13 protein-coding genes are annotated in these 14,785 nt (G+C 70.2%); 9 read left to right on the plus strand and 4 right to left on the minus strand.

Annotation, left to right across the window (positions count from 1 at the left end; all coding sequences use genetic code 11):
* Positions 1-130: 130 nt before the first annotated feature.
* A complete protein-coding gene (locus LO772_RS21505; RefSeq protein WP_231773668.1) occupies positions 131-1,288 on the plus strand; it encodes an acyl-CoA dehydrogenase family protein in 1,158 nt (385 codons plus the stop codon).
* Positions 1,289-1,363: 75 nt separating this feature from the next.
* Here LO772_RS21505 and LO772_RS21510 read toward each other — a convergent pair whose 3' ends face one another.
* Both LO772_RS21510 and LO772_RS21515 read right to left on the minus strand, forming a co-directional pair.
* Complete coding sequence (locus LO772_RS21510; RefSeq protein ID WP_231773669.1) at positions 1,364-1,780, minus strand: toxin-antitoxin system, toxin component, PIN family protein; 417 nt, start codon at positions 1,778-1,780, stop codon at positions 1,364-1,366.
* A complete protein-coding gene (locus LO772_RS21515; RefSeq protein ID WP_231773670.1) occupies positions 1,740-2,387 on the minus strand; it encodes a DUF433 domain-containing protein in 648 nt (215 codons plus the stop codon). Before LO772_RS21515 ends, LO772_RS21510 begins: the two co-directional genes overlap by 41 nt.
* Before the next feature lie 396 nt (positions 2,388-2,783).
* Here LO772_RS21515 and LO772_RS21520 point away from each other — a divergent pair, with 396 nt between their 5' ends.
* The 5 genes from LO772_RS21520 (at position 2,784) to LO772_RS21540 (ending at position 7,452) form a co-directional block, all read left to right on the plus strand.
* A complete protein-coding gene (locus LO772_RS21520) occupies positions 2,784-4,022 on the plus strand; it encodes a helix-turn-helix domain-containing protein (protein ID WP_231773671.1) in 1,239 nt (412 codons plus the stop codon).
* Positions 4,023-4,806: 784 nt separating this feature from the next.
* A complete protein-coding gene (locus LO772_RS21525) occupies positions 4,807-5,109 on the plus strand; it encodes a hypothetical protein (RefSeq protein WP_231773672.1) in 303 nt (100 codons plus the stop codon).
* 17 nt (positions 5,110-5,126) lie between these two features.
* Positions 5,127-5,408, plus strand: coding sequence for a hypothetical protein (locus tag LO772_RS21530; protein WP_231773673.1), 282 nt, complete (start codon positions 5,127-5,129; stop codon positions 5,406-5,408).
* A gap of 518 nt (positions 5,409-5,926) precedes the next feature.
* Positions 5,927-6,346 carry a hypothetical protein gene (locus LO772_RS21535; RefSeq protein ID WP_231773674.1) on the plus strand — a complete coding sequence of 140 codons (420 nt, stop codon included), beginning with the start codon at positions 5,927-5,929 and terminating at the stop codon, positions 6,344-6,346.
* On the plus strand, positions 6,343-7,452 hold the full coding sequence (locus LO772_RS21540) for a methyltransferase domain-containing protein (protein ID WP_231773675.1): 1,110 nt from the start codon (positions 6,343-6,345) through the stop codon (positions 7,450-7,452). The genes LO772_RS21535 and LO772_RS21540 overlap by 4 nt, the downstream gene beginning before the upstream one ends.
* A gap of 117 nt (positions 7,453-7,569) precedes the next feature.
* On the opposite strand, the gene LO772_RS21545 is transcribed toward LO772_RS21540, so the two are convergent.
* A complete protein-coding gene (locus LO772_RS21545) occupies positions 7,570-9,015 on the minus strand; it encodes an LCP family protein (protein ID WP_231773676.1) in 1,446 nt (481 codons plus the stop codon).
* Positions 9,016-9,346: 331 nt separating this feature from the next.
* A complete protein-coding gene (locus LO772_RS21550; protein WP_231773677.1) occupies positions 9,347-10,879 on the minus strand; it encodes an LCP family protein in 1,533 nt (510 codons plus the stop codon).
* Between the two features lie 343 nt (positions 10,880-11,222).
* On the opposite strand from LO772_RS21550, the gene LO772_RS21555 reads away from it, so the two are divergent.
* Genes LO772_RS21555 through LO772_RS21565 form a run of 3 tightly spaced genes read left to right on the plus strand, consistent with a single transcriptional unit; the run spans position 11,223 to position 14,723 of the window.
* Complete coding sequence (locus tag LO772_RS21555; protein ID WP_269453242.1) at positions 11,223-12,248, plus strand: glycosyltransferase family 2 protein; 1,026 nt, start codon at positions 11,223-11,225, stop codon at positions 12,246-12,248.
* Positions 12,245-13,417, plus strand: coding sequence for a glycosyltransferase (locus tag LO772_RS21560; RefSeq protein WP_231773678.1), 1,173 nt, complete (start codon positions 12,245-12,247; stop codon positions 13,415-13,417). The genes LO772_RS21555 and LO772_RS21560 overlap by 4 nt, the downstream gene beginning before the upstream one ends.
* Before the next feature lie 28 nt (positions 13,418-13,445).
* Entirely contained in the window at positions 13,446-14,723 is a 1,278-nt protein-coding gene (locus LO772_RS21565) for a glycosyltransferase family protein (protein ID WP_231773679.1), read from the plus strand.
* The last annotated feature ends 62 nt before the right edge of the window (positions 14,724-14,785 follow it).

The following is a 14,785-nucleotide window of genomic DNA, read 5'->3' on the forward strand; positions in this document are numbered from 1 at the left end:
GCACCCGTGCTCCGACGTTCGGAGCCATGTGGGGGACAACGTAGAATCTTAGGACGTCCGATTACTCGTCGGTAATAATATCTCGATATCAAGAGACGTGAACGCGGCACCAGGAGAGGCAGGCCCGCAAGTGGCAGGACGTGGCGACTTCGATTTGTTCCGTATCGGCGAAGAGCACGAGATGCTTCGTGCCTCGGTCCGCGCGTTGGCCGAGGCGAAGATCGCCCCGCACGCGGCCGACGTGGACGAGCAGGCGCGGTTCCCGCGGGAGGCGCTGGACGCGCTGACGGCGAACGACCTGCACGCGGTGCACATACCGGAGGAGTACGGCGGGCCGGGCGCGGACGCCCTCGCGACGGTGATCGTGATCGAGGAGGTCGCCCGCGTGTGCGCGTCCTCGTCCCTGATCCCCGCGGTGAACAAGCTCGGGTCGCTGCCGCTGATCCTGTCGGCGTCGGAGGAGCTGAAGAAGCACTACCTGGCGCCGGTCGCGCGCGGGGAGGCGATGTTCTCGTACTGCCTGTCCGAGCCCGAGGCCGGCTCCGACGCGGCGGGGATGAAGACCCGCGCGGTCCGCGACGGCGACACCTGGGTCCTCAACGGCGTCAAGCGGTGGATCACCAACGCCGGCGAGTCCGAGTACTACACCGTCATGGCGGTGACCGACCCGGCCAAGCGCTCGCGCGGGATCTCCGCGTTCGTCGTCGAGAAGTCCGACGAGGGCGTCTCCTTCGGCGCGCCGGAGAAGAAGCTCGGCATCAAGGGCTCCCCGACCCGCGAGGTCTACCTCGACAACGTCCGCATCCCCGCGTCGCGGATGATCGGCGCGGAGGGCACCGGCTTCGCCACCGCGATGGCCACCCTCGACCACACCCGCGTCACCATCGCCGCCCAGGCCCTCGGCATCGCCCAGGGAGCCCTCGACTACGCCAAGGGCTACGTCAAAGAGCGCAAGCAGTTCGGCAAACCCATCGCCGACTTCCAGGGCATCCAGTTCATGCTCGCCGACATGGCCATGAAACTCGAGGCCGCCCGCGCCCTCACCTACCAGGCCGCCGCCAAATCCGAACGCAACGACCCCGACCTGACCTTCCACGGCGCCGCCGCCAAGTGCTACGCCTCCGACGCCGCCATGGACATCACCGTCGACGCCGTCCAACTCCTCGGCGGCTACGGCTTCACCCGCGACTACCCCGTCGAACGCATGATGCGCGACGCCAAGATCACCCAGATCTACGAAGGCACCAACCAGGTCCAGCGCATCGTCATGTCCCGGAACCTGCCGTAATACGTCCGAGCAGGGCGTGAAATTCAGCGCGAATCTGCTCCGCTCTCTTCGGGAGGGCGGGGCGGATTGTCCTGCCTATGGCCAGGTGCGTTCGATCCGGTCGACGCGTACCGCGTATGTCGCCGGCCCGCACCGGGCGACAGCCCGGTGGATCGCGTCCTGGGCGGCATGCAGCCGACGCACCATCTCGGCGATCGGCAGCCCCTGGTTGTCGAGGTAGAACAGAACGCCCGCGTGTTCTTCCAGCGGTCGGCGTTCGTGGTCTCGGCCGCGGATCCGTCCGTCCTTGCACACCGGCACCCAGCCCCGAACGAGCGCGGCGGTGATCCAGGTCGCGTCGTCGGTCTGCTGTGCGTCGTCGGGGAACAGGTCGCAGATGCGGTGGACCTTCCACCCGAGTTCGGAAAGCCGTGCGGGGACGGACTTGCCGAGGTTGCGGTCGAAGCAGAACTCAGGCGGCGGCTGTTCGGCAGATCGCTTCGACCTGCTCATGTGACAACTCGAACTCGTCCGCGACCACGTCCAAGGGTTCGCCGGAGCGCCAAAGGTCGACGATGGCGTCGACGGTCACCTTGTTCTGCTCCACGACCGGTGAGCCCCAGCCGAATCGGGGGTCGATGATGACCGGTGCGACGTCGGGGTAGGTCCGCAGGCGCAGGCGTTGGGGTGAGGCGTCGGATGCCCAGGTGATGTAGCGCAGGTACCCACTGATGACTTCGCGGATGGGGCGCTGGCCGTCGCGAGCGCGGTGGATTCCCTCGCCGTCGGCCATCTCGACGAAGATGTCGATCCCATCCGTGCAGATCCGCTGCGTCGCCAAGGCGTAGGGCTCGCGGAACTCGCGGCGTACCGCTTCCGCGGCCTCGCGGATCTTCGCCAGGGAAAGGCCGAGGTCGCGGAGGGATTGGAGGACGTAGGCCTCGACAACCGCGATGAACGGCAGCGACGCCCAGCCGCGTTTCTCGGGTGCGACGGCGTGGATGAGCGGAACGCCGTCGGCGGATTCGTGGATCCACCGGTGCAGTGTCCGATCGGGAATGCGCAGGTGGCGGGCCGTTTCGAGGGGCGTGAGGATCGGGTCCCGGTACTTGTCGACCATGACTGTCGGCACCCCTTCCTCGGCGGCTTTCAGCTTCCCACACCCCGGATTCCCCCTCTAGGCGTGCCGTGGGCAATAGCGTCTCGGCGCGGCCACGCTCACGGTCGGGGCTCAGCCGAGGCTCCTGCCGCCTACCGAATGGATCGGGTGCACGGTGAGCCGGTACATGCTGGTTTCCACGGTATTGCCCCCCAAGTCGAATGTGTGGGCGACGGTACTCGCAGGAGGCGAGCCGGGAAGGGAATTCACCAACTTGCCACCCGATCAGGCGTCGGGACGCACCGGGTGGGGACGCGATCAGCGCCTGTAGTCGGCAGCTCATCGGAGTGATCCCTGGAGAGAGGTGCCGCGCCGTACCCTGTGAGTGCGACTTGCAGAGGAAAGGGCGGGGCTGAGATGTCCGATGCTATCCCTCCGACCAGTGACGAACTGAGCTTCGGTCAAAGGCTGAAGGTCCTTCGGCTGCGCAGAGGCATGACCCGTGAGGTTCTCGCCGGTCTTGTCGGCATGTCCCCGGCCTGGGTCAAGAGCGTTGAAAGCAACCACATTGGGATGCCGAAATTGAGCAAGCTCATGCGCATTGCCGAGGCGCTGCGCATTCGAGACCTCTCGCAATTGACGGGAGGGCAATCCATCCGGGTTGAACAGTTCAGCGGTCCCGGCCACGCGCGACTGCCCGAGGTGCGCGCCGCGCTCAACGCGTTCACGGTTCTCCCGGATCGGGAGGCCGCGGCACCGGCGGATCTGCGAGCCCGGCTGGCACGTGCGTGGGCCGCGCGGCACGCCTCGCCCTATCACCGCGACGTGGTGGGTGAGTTGCTGCCGAGCCTGATCGCGGACGCCCAACTGGCCGTACGGCAGGCGGAGTCCCCGTCGTCGCGGCACGCGGCGCAGGCGCTGCTGAGCGAGGTGTACTCGCTTGCGCAGTTCTTCGTGGCGTATCAACCCGTTGCCGACCTGCTGTGGCGGGTGTCGGAGCGGGGCATGATGGCCGCTCAGGAGTCCGGCGATCCGCACGCGATCGGTGTCGCATCGTGGTTGGCGGCGCAGGCTCACCGTGATGCGGGGGACTGGGAGGCTGCGGACGCGGTGAACCTCGGCGCGGCCACGTACCTGGAACCGCTGGTGCCGGACGCTCCTGTCGAAGTCCACGCGATCTGGGGGGCGTTGCTGTTCGAGGCGGCTTACACCGCAGCCCAGCGCGGCGAGGCCGGAGTGGCGTGGGGGTACTGGGACAAGGCGAATGCGGTGGCCCAGCGGCTCCCTTCGTCCTACTACCACCCGGTGACGTCGTTCTCGCGTGCCATCATGTCCGCGCATGCGGTAACGGTGGCGGTCGAGTTGCATCAGGGCGGCGAATCGGTGCGACAGGCGCAGGGCGCCGAAGCGTCCGTGATCCCGTCGAGGCCACGCCGGGCGCGGCATCGGATCGAACAGGCTCGTGCGTTCTACCTGGACCGGCAGCCTGAGGTCGCCGTCGCGACGATTGACTCGGCGTATGAGGCGGCACCCGAAACGGTGGCGTACAACAGCTACGCTCGCCGAATCCTGCTGGAGGAATTGGACGTGCGCAACGCTCCCCGCCGTGAGCGGGCTGCAGTGACGGCCGAGAAGATCGGCTTGTTGGCGAGCTGAACGACGAGGGCTAGGAATCCTAGCCTTCGTCAGGTCGCAGGCAATTTACGGTCGTTGCATGGCCGAAAGAACCAAATCGGTCTCGTTCGTGGCAGATTCGACGGGCGAGGCCGAGTATCCGCTGGACAGACATCGGGCCCTGCACGCGCGTGGGCGCAGCCCTCAGAGCCGACTGACGCCGCGAAGCAGTGCCCGCGTGCGGGAGCGTACCCGCCGAACTGCCTTATGGCTGCGATTGTTTCTCGTCTCCGGTACGGGCCGGCATCGGGCTGGGGAGCGGCCCGGTGCCGCTCACGCGCCGTCGGCAGCATCGCAGGTCCAAGCCGCGCGCTCGGGACAGCGAAACGACTCGAATCCGACGGTAGAGCTCGACCGCTTCTCACGCGTTCGCCCTTATCTGATCGCCCACGAACGACGGCTTACGTCCCTCGGGGGCGTCCGATGACCGGCCCGCGGGTCCGCCTCATGACCCTCAGCGTCTACCGCGTCGATCCCGTCACCGGGAACCGCGTTGAGGTCCGGCCCCACCGATCCGTCGCCCGCTCGTGGCTGGACATCCCCTCGCCGCAAGTGTGGCCGCCGTGCGGATGTCCGCGCTGCCGGGAGAGCACGACACAGGCGATGCGTGAGTGCGCCCGTTGCCGGTTTCGCAGTCCTGCCGCAATTGTGCCTCGGGTTTCGGTCGTTGCCGTGCCGGTGGAGGCGGCGTCCGGTGCCGGCGGTACCCGATGGTTGTGCGTGCCCTGTCATCGGGCGATGTCCCAGACTCCCGAAGGGGGTTCCGGTGCTTGCGCGACTGGTTGAGGTCTCGCCGGGCGGCATTCCGGACGCCTCGGTGGCGCTCACCTTTCAGCGTGTCGACGCCGACCTGTACGACGCCGCGTTCCTGACCGTCGACGAAGTCATCGAGACGGCGCGGGACATGCTGCGGGCCCTACCGCAAGGGGACCGTGAACGCGCGGTCGCCGTCGTGCGGAGCGATTTGGACGAGTTCATCGCGGAGCGCTTCTGTGCGTCCCTCCGTCCGGATCGGACCCGCAATCTGCGGCCGAGTTCCGGCATCACAGCTACTCAACAAAACCCGTAGCCCAGGGAGGCAACAGCATGCAGACAACCGTCACCACCGACCCGATGCACGCAACCACCGCACACAAACTCGTACCGCTCCACCTCGACCACGCGATGCCCGCGAACGGTGCTCCCATTCCCACCGGAGTGAACGTCGCTTTCGACCCCGCCCGCCAGATCACGTTCTGGGACGGCGTTCCGATCTCCGAGATGCCGCCTTCCCAGCGCGGGCAGGTCACGACGTCCAACATCCGTTCGGACGGAACGCGGGGCGCGATCGACACCGGGCAGCCCGACGACGCCACGCCCAATGCCTGACCGCCCGCGAATTCTGGTCGCCACGGGGCCGATCGACCCGACCGCCGATCTGGTGATCGACGAACTCAACCGCCGCCGGGTGCCGCTCTCCCGCATCGACGTCGGAGCGTTCCCGGATTCAGTCGCGCTGTCGGCGCGACTCGGGGCGAGTGGGTGGTACGGCGAAATCGCCAGTGCAACACGTGCACTTACGTGCCGTGTACTGGCGGCGCCCATCCGCGTATCCCGCCCAGACCGTCGCGTCCGGCCCACCCCGTGAGTTCGCCTCACGCGAAGCGCGCGTCGGCATGGGCGGAGTGTTGTACGCGCTGCCTCACGTGACGTGGATGAACCACCCCCACGCGATCACCGCGTGCACGAAGCCGGCGCAGTTGGCCGCGTTTGCTCGCGCTGGGCTGTCCGTCCCGGATACGTGGATCGGGAACGTGCCGGAGGATCACGGCGCTTTCTGCGGCGAGGGGTCGAGCGTCTCGAAGACTCTCGGCCCCATCTCGTACGACGGCCCGGACGGGTACCGGGTGCTGTTCACCGCGAGCGTCCCGCCCGAGCATTTCGGCGACGTCCGTGCGCGGGCGACGGCCAACCAACTCCAACGCGAGATCGCCGACAAAGCCGCCGAATACCGCGTCGCGGTCGTCGGAGAAAAGCTGTTCGTCAGCGAAGTGCACGCAGCGAGCCCGTACCTGGACGTGAGGGCCGTCGACCCGGAAAACGTCATTGACGAGCCGGGCGGGCTCCCCGATTCCGTCCAGGACGCGATCCGGAGCGTAACCCGCGAGTTCGGTCTGCTGTTTGCCGCGTGGGATCTTCTGCGCGACGCCGAGGGCACCATCTGGGCGCTCGAACTCAATCCCGCCGGGCAGTGGGCCTTCACACCCGACAGCGACGACATCACGCACGCCATCGCGGATCACCTGGAAGAGGCTGCGAATCAGTGACCGACTCCATCGAAGTCGAAGCCGCAACGTTGCGAGCGCTCTTGGTTGAGCGCATGCAGACGGCCGGACACGCGCAACAGCCGGACGTCGCAGAGGCGTTCCGGCAAGAACCCCGCCACGTCTACGCGCCTCGGTTCACGCGCAGTCGCCAGAACCAAGACGGCGCGTGGACCAGTGATGAGGTGACCCGCGACGACCCGAACTGGCTGACCGAGGTCTATACCGATCAGGTGCTCCTGACCTCGGCGTGGCCGAATCCCCTGTCCTCGTCCACCGTCCCATCGCTCATGGCCGACATGCATGAAGCACTTGATGTCAGCGCCGGGACGACTGTGATCGAGATCGGTACCGGCACCGGGTACAACGCCGCTCTGCTCGGCCGGTTGGTGGGTGACGAGAACGTTGTGACGGTCGATGTCGCGTCCGAGCTTGTCGACGCAGCTCGCGGTGCGCTTGATGCCGCGGGGCACGCGGCTGTCACGGTTGTCCTGGCAGACGGCGGCAGCCGCGACGTTCTTCGCCACGGAAGCGCCGACCGCCTGATCGCCACATGCGCTGTCGATCGGATCCCGGACTCGTGGCGCCTCGCCGTATGTCCCGGCGGACGCATCGTCGCACCGCTCGGTGCGGGTGTTGCCGTGCTGGACATCGCTGAAGACCGCAGTGCCGAAGGGAGGTTCCTTCCAACCGGTGCGTACTTCATGCAACTCCGCGCTCCCGGTGGCGACGTCATGCCGACGCGCCCCACGAACCCGGATGGTCCGGCGGAACCGTGCGGGATGCCGCCGAGCGCCTGGGACGACACCGGGTTCTCGTTCCTCGTGTCGTTGTCGCTTTCGTCCGACGATGTGTTGACCGACACGCCGGAAGTCGGCGAGTTGGTCATTTGGCACCGGGACGGTTCGATCGCCCACATCTTCGCGAACGGGACCGCGCGGCAAGCCGGTCCCCGGCGACTGGCCGACCTGTTGGCGGGGCTCTGGCAGAGCTACGCAGAGCAGGGGGAGCCGATGCGTGAGGCGTACCGCATCGCGATCGACGCGGACGGCGAGCACACCATCGTTGTCGAGGCTGACGGCCGTGTCTGGCCGGTTCGCGCGCTTTGACCGGTCCGGAGTAGCCCGATCACGCCAGGCCGCCTCCATGTCAGCGGCATCACGACAGCGAGGGCACGGACGGAGAAGCCGGAGACGGCTTCCGCCCGTGCCCTCTCGTACGGGACCTCAGCGCGGGACCTCCCTGTCCTCCCTGAGGGCGTCGAAGAGGGCGGTGGCCTTCTTGTCGTTCCACAGGACCGACGAGCCGACCTCGCCCGGCGGGTCGTAGTCCGGGTTGGCGATCGGGACGGTGATCGTGCCGCCCTTCTTGCCGGACAACGAGCCCATGTCCTTGAACAGGTCGTACAGGTCGAAGAGGCCGGTGTCGTTGTCGACGATCACCGCGCTCAGGGCGGCGTCCGCCATCGGGAAGCCCTTGAACGGGTTGAGCAGCACGGACGGGGACTTCGCCTTCTTCGCGAGCGCCGCGAGGAACTGCTGCTGGCGCTGCATGCGGCCCAGGTCCGAGGTGGGGTCGAAGTAGCGGGCCCGGACGAACGACAGCGATTCCTTGCCGTTCAGGGTCTGGCAGCCGGCCGGGAGGTCGGCGCCGGACTTCTTGTCCTTGATGGGCTTGTCGAGGCACAGGTCGACGCCGTCCAGCGAGTCGACGATGCCGACGAAGCCCCCGAAGCCGACCTCGGCATAGTGGTCGAGCCGCATACCGGTGGCCATCTCGACGGTCCGGGCCAGCAGCGGCGCGCCGCCGAACGCGTAGGCCGCGTTGAGCTTGTTCTTCTGCGCCGGGACCTTGACGTCGCCCTTCTCGTACGCCGGGATGTCCACGTACGAGTCGCGCGGCAGGCTGATGAGCGTCGTCCCGCCCTTGCCCTTGTGCAGCAGCATCATCGAGTCGGTGCGCTTGCCCTCCGCGTCGCCCGTCTTGAACTCGCGTTTCTCGTCGTCGCTGAGGCCCTCGCGCGAGTCCGAGCCGACGATGAGCCACGTCGTACCGGCGGTGGCGGCCGGGCGGCCGTCGTAGTTCCCCAGCACGTCCTCGTGGCGGATCTTGGAGTCGAGCCAGAAGTACGTGCCGGTGAGGAAGAGCAGGACGACCGCGAGGAACACGGTCACGCCGATGAGGACGCGCTTCTTCCAGTTCGGCTTGCCGCGCGGGGGTTTCGGTGCTTCCGGACCGCCGGGGGAGTCGGGCCCGTCCGGTCCGTCGGGGCCTCCGGGACGGCCGAGCGGGCGCGGCGGGACCGTCCGCGCGTCGTCATCGCCGATACCCGCCCGCGCGGCGGCCTCCTGCGGCGACGGCTGCGGCGGATACCCGCCCTGCCGCGCGTTCCCGGGCAGGGCTCGCGTCGGTTGCGCGTCGGGCGGGAGCGGCGCGGCGTGCGGTGCCGCCGGAGGGCCGGCGCCACCGGATGCGGGGAGCGTGCCCTCCGGCCGGTTCGGAACCGCGCCGGGCGGGGATATCGGGCGGCCGAGCCGGTCGCGCGGCAGCACCGCGGTCGGATCGGCGTCGGGCGCACCGGACTCCGCGGGGGGCGGGGACTCCCCGCCACCGCGTCGCGGACCTCCGCGGAGCCCGTCCTCTTCGGCCCAGCCGGGCGGCCATGAATTCATACGCTCGAAGCTCTCACCGCCCGCGGGGACCGGGCAATCGTTGTACCGGACTACGACCTGTCTGTGGCGCGGTTGGAACGTATGTGTCCCTTTCGCGGGCGGACATGACAGCGGTGGGGCGCGGGGGACGCGTGGTGCGGCGGTCCCCGGGGATCCTCGTGCGGTCGTGACCAGGTCCGGACGCCGTCGCCGTGCCCCCACCCACCCGGGGCACGGGCGCCAGACGCCGGGATGGCCCGTGCCCGTGCCCGCGACCGGCCGCGGGATCGCGCGACGCGCTCGCGTGGAACGGTCGTTCCACCCGCGATCCCACCTCGCGCGGCGGCCCCGCTCAGTCGCACACGACCTTGTCGCCCGTCGTGGTCTCGATGGGCGGCGAGGCGGAGGGTGCGCCGGATCCCGCGCCCGGGGTCGGGGCGGGTGGCTGCGAGGCCGTGGCGGCGGCGGCGACGGGGGTGACGCCCGCGTACGACGAGCCGACGACGACCTCGATGGTGCGGCCCAGGCCCTCGACGGGTTCGAGTCTCGAACCGGGCAGGGCCGCCGCGACGGTCTGCACCGAGCGGTTCCAGCGCGGGTCGTAGCGGATCAGCGTCTGCTCGATCCCGCTGATGCCGAGCGTCGACCCGTCGCGGGCGGCGGCGTTCATGGGGAAGCCGGCGGCGGACAGGTCCGCGTGGACGCGGGCGCCGAGGCCCGTGGTGGCGGTGCCGTTGTAGACCTGGACGAACACCTCGGACGGCGCGACCTCGACCGCCGCCGGGCCGGGCGGCTCGGACGCGGCCGGGCTCGCGGACGGCGACGCGGGCTTCGACGGCTCGGCGAGGTCGCGGTCGTCGCGGATCGCGTCGAAGAGCACGCGCGCCTTCGCGTCGTCCCACAGCACCGTCGAACCCCAGCCCCCCACCTGGTGGTCCATCGACGCGAGCGGGATCTGCGCGTACGTGACACCCGAGTTCGACAGGCCCTTCAGCTTCGTGCCGAGATCGAGCAGCCCCTTGACGCTCAGGCCCTCGTCGACCGTGATCGACGAGAAGACCGCGTCCAGCACGCCCTGGAGCTTCACCGGGTTGGCCAGCGTTCCCGTGCTCGTCGCGCGGGCCAGGATCTGCGACATGAACTTCTGCTGGCGCTCGGTGCGGCCGATGTCGCCGGTCGGGTCGCTCGGCAGGTAGCGGGAGCGGACGTACTGGAGCGACCGGACGCCGTCCAGGTGCGACGTGCCGGCCGGCAGGTCGAGCCCGGACTTGGGGTCCTTGAGCGGGATCGGCGAGCACATCTCCACCCCGCCGAGCTTGTCGACGACGCCCACGAACGCCAGGAAATTGACCTCTATGTAGTGGTCGATCCGGATGTTCGTCGCGCGCTCGACGGCCGCGACGGTCAGGGCGGGCCCGCCACGCGTGTACGCGGCGTTTATCTTGCCCCGCGTCTCCGGCATGTCCTTGCCGGTGTTCTTGTCCTTGTGCGCGGGCAGCGCCACGTAGCTGTCGCGCGGAATGCTCACCACGGTCGCCTTGTCGCGCTTCGCGCTGAGGTGCACGATCATCATCGTGTCGGTGCAGTCGCAGCTTTCACCGCCCGCGTGCAGCTGGTTGAGCGTCTTGCGCGGCACGCCCTCGCGGCTGTCGGTGCCGACGATCAGGAAGTTGAGGTCGTCCGCCGCGCCCGTGTCAGGCCGCGACTGCGAGCTCGAGAACGGATTGACGCGGTGCAGCTTGCCGTCCATGTACTTGACCCACGCCCAGCCGATCCCGCTGGTCACCAGGATGGCGACGGCGAGAAAACCGGTCAGGGCCAGGCCCCAGCGGCGTCTGGGAGGAGCGGGGGGAGGGGTTCGTGTCGTCCTGCCGCGTGCCGCCATCGCTGCTTCTCCCCTCCTGTGCCACTACGCCCGCGCCGCCTCGTCTGCCGCTCCCGCCACCGATCCCGTCGTCCGACGCGTACCCGTCCCCGGTCCCAGACGGGATGACCCGAAAAGAACCCCGAGGCACAGCCTAGAGCGGGCCTCCGGGAAACCGGCTCAGACGCGCCGCGGTACCCGCCGCCGATCGGCGGCGCCGGACGAACGCGCGGGTCCACCGGTCGGACCCTGTCAACGCCGCTTCTCTTCCGCAGTACCCTCAGGTCCGATGAACCCCACCGCACACGAGCCCACGCCTCCGTCGCCCTCGGCCACCGCCGACCGCCCCGGCGACCTTCCGCCCCTGCCGCCGACGCCGCCGGTATCGGTCGTCATGCCGGTGCTGAACGAGTCACGGCACCTGGAAGAGGCGGTGCGCCGCGCGCTCGCCCAGGACTATCCCGGCGAGATCGAACTGGTGATCGCGCTGGGGCCGTCGACCGACGACACCGACGCCATCGCCGCCCGGCTCGCCGAGGCCGACCCCCGCGTGCGTACCGTGCCCAATCCGAGCGGGCGCACTCCCGCGGCCCTGAACGCCGCGATCAGCGCGGCCCGGCACCCCGTCGTCGTCCGCGTCGACGGCCACGGGATCCTGCCGCCCGACTACGTCAGCGTCGCCGTCGACCTGCTGAGCGACACCGGCGCCGCCAACGTCGGCGGGATCATGGACGCCGAGGGCACCACGCCGTTCGAGAAGGCCGTCGCCGCCGCGATGACGTCCAAACTCGGGGTGGGCAACGCGCGTTTCCACACCGGAGGCGGTGCCGGCCCCTCGGACACCGTCTACCTCGGCGTGTTCCGCCGCGACATCCTGGACAAACTCGGCGGCTACAACGAGGAGTTCGTCCGCGCGCAGGACTGGGAGCTGAACTACCGCATCCGGCAGGCCGGGCACCTGGTCTGGTTCTCGCCCGACCTGCGCGTCTCGTACCGGCCCCGGCCGACCGTCAAGGCGCTCGCCCGGCAGTACTTCGACTACGGGCGCTGGCGGCGCGTCGTGACCCGCCACCACAAGGGCTCGGTCAACCCCCGCTACCTCGCCGCCCCCGCCGCGCTCATCGGCGTCGTCGCGGGCACGGTCGCGGGCGCGGCGGGATTCCGCCCCGCGTTCGCGCTGCCCGCCGGGTACGCCGCCGCGATCGTCGGCGGATCGCTGTGGGAGGGCCGCGGGCTGGAGTTCTCCGCACGCGTACGCCTCCCGGTCGCGATGGCCACCATGCACGGCGCGTGGGCCGCCGGCTTCCTCAGCAGCCCGCGGAGCCTCGCCGAGCAGGTCGCCGCGAGCAGCCCCGACGCCGCGGGAGCACCGGAGTCCGCGGCGCCGTGAACATCCTGATGCTCGTCATCACCACCGTCGCCACCGACACCCGCGTCGTCCGCGAGGCCTCGACCCTCGCGGACGCCGGGCACCACGTGCACGTCATCGGCCGCGGCGTCCCCGAGGAATGGACGCCGCCGCCCGGCGTCACGGTGTCGTCGGTCGGCGGCGCGTCGGTGTTCCAGAAGGCCGGCGCACCCGTCGGCGCCGAACGCGCCGGCCGCCGGCTCCCGCCGCACATGCGCGCCGCGCGCTGGGCCCTGCTCCCGCAGCACCGCGCCTCCGCGTTCGCCGCGTGGGCCCGTGCCGCCCGCGGCGACGCCCGCGCCCGCGCCTTCGACGTCGTCCACGCCCACGACTTCAACACCCTCGAACTCGGCGCCGAACTCGCCCGCGAACGCGGCGTCCCCCTCGTCTACGACACCCACGAACTGTGGTCCGGCCGCCCGCGCGTGGGCCGCCCCACGCCCGTGCGCGCCGCACGCGAGGCCAAAATCGAGGGCGAACTGGGCCACCGCGCCGCCGCCGTGATCACGGTCGGCGCGGGCGTCGCCGACGCGCTGCGCGCGCGCTACGGCTGGCGGCACGTCACCGTCGTCCAGAACACCTTCCCGTCCGGGACGGCCGCCGCCGACGTGGCGATCCCGGACGCACCCGAAGGAGCCGTGTACGCGGGCCGCATCGCCCCCTACCGCGAGATCGAGGCCATCGTCGGGGCCGCGCGCGGCCTGCCCGACGTCCGCGTCACGCTCGTCGGGCCCGCCGACGAGACCTACCTCGCCGCCCTCGACCGCGGCCCCTGCGACGTCCGCACCGCTCTGCCCGTCGACGAGGTCGACGCGCTGCTGCGCCGCGCCGGCCTGGCCCTGGTCACCCACTCCGACCGGTGGGAGAACCACCGGCTCGCGATGCCCAACAAGCTCTTCCACGCGATACGAGCCGGAGTCCCGGTCGTGGCCACCGACGTCCAGGAACTCGCGCGCGTGGTCCGCGAACACGGCCTCGGCACGCTCTACCGTCCCGGCGACGCCGCCTCGTTGGCCGCCGCGATCCGCGAAGCCCGCGACCGCTACCCGGAGTTGCTCGCCGGCGTCCGCGCCGCCGAACCGCTCCTGTCGTGGGAACACGACGCGAAGGTCCTTCTCGGCGTGTACGCCGCGCTCCCCGCCCCCGCCTGACCTCCCGACCGCAGGAAGACCCGCAGAAATGACGCCACTCCGGGTGCTCTACGCCCCCCGCGACATCGCCGGACAACCGAGCACGTGGGCGCGCGGGCTGCGGGAACTCGGCACGCACGCCGAGGTGTGGAGCTTCGGCGAACCGGCGTTCGGCCTCGTCCCCGACCGCGTGTGGGACACCGACCGGCTGCTCGCCGACCCCGGCTACCGCTGGCAGGTCCTCGACCGCGCGGTGCGCGGCTTCGACGTCTTCCACTTCCAGTACGGCCGCTCCCTCCTCAACGCCCACGAGCCGCAACTGCCCGCGCTGTGGGACGTACCGCTGCTGCGCTCGCTCGGCAAGAAGGTCTTCATGCACTGGCACGGCTCCGACGTGCGCCTGCGCAGCGTGCACATGGAGCGCGAACCCGACTCGTACCTCAAGGACGCGGTCGTCGACGAGACCCGCATCCACGCCATGGTGGAGATCGCGCGGCGGCACTGCGACCGCATGTTCGTCTCCACCCCCGGGCTGCTCGACTACGTGCCGGACGCCGAACTCGTGCCGCTCGCCATCGACGCGAGCGCGTGGCGCACCGAGCGCGGCCCCGAGCCGCGCGTGCCCGTCGTCGTCCACCTGCCCTCCAAGCGCGCCACCAAGGGCTCGCACCTCGTGGACGCCGCGCTGCGGCCCCTGCACGACGAGGGCGCCGTCGAGTACCGCCCGCTCTCCGGGCTGTCGCACGCCCAGGTCAAAGCCGAGTTCGCGCGCGCCGACATGATCGTCGACAGCCTGACCATCGGCGACCACGGCATGGTGTCCGTCGAGGCCATGGCCTGCGGCGCGATCGCCATCGCACACGTCCACGAGCGCAACCGCGCGCGCGTGCCCGGCTGCCCGGTGGTCGAGGCGGTCGGCGCCGATCTCGGCGACGTCGTACGCCGCCTCGCCGACGACCCCGGGGAACGCGCCCGGCTGCGCGCCGAGTCCGTCGCGTGGGTCGCCGCCCGCCACGATGTCGCCACCGTGGCACGGCAGTTGCTCGACGCCTACCACGAACCCCCGGTCAAGGTCGTCGCCGACCGCCCCGACTGGCCCGTCGTCGAGGGCCGCGGCCGGATCACCGCGCTGGAGGCGGAGGTCTCGCGGCTGCGCCAAGCGCTCGGCGAACAAGGGGGCCGGGACGCCATCACGCCGCCGCGCACCGTGCGCGACCGCGTCGAGGACAACCCGCACGTCCACCTGCTGGTGCGGCGCATGGACGGAATGCGGCGGCGAGCCCAGGTCAAAATGGTCAAACTGGGCGCCCTGCGGAGGCGTTCCTGAACCGGATCGCCCGCCCGCGACGTGGCACACTTGCCGCGTGTCAGGCTGTGTCCGGGTGTCCC

This window comes from Yinghuangia sp. ASG 101 (genome assembly GCF_021165735.1).
Lineage (GTDB): Bacteria > Actinomycetota > Actinomycetes > Streptomycetales > Streptomycetaceae > Yinghuangia.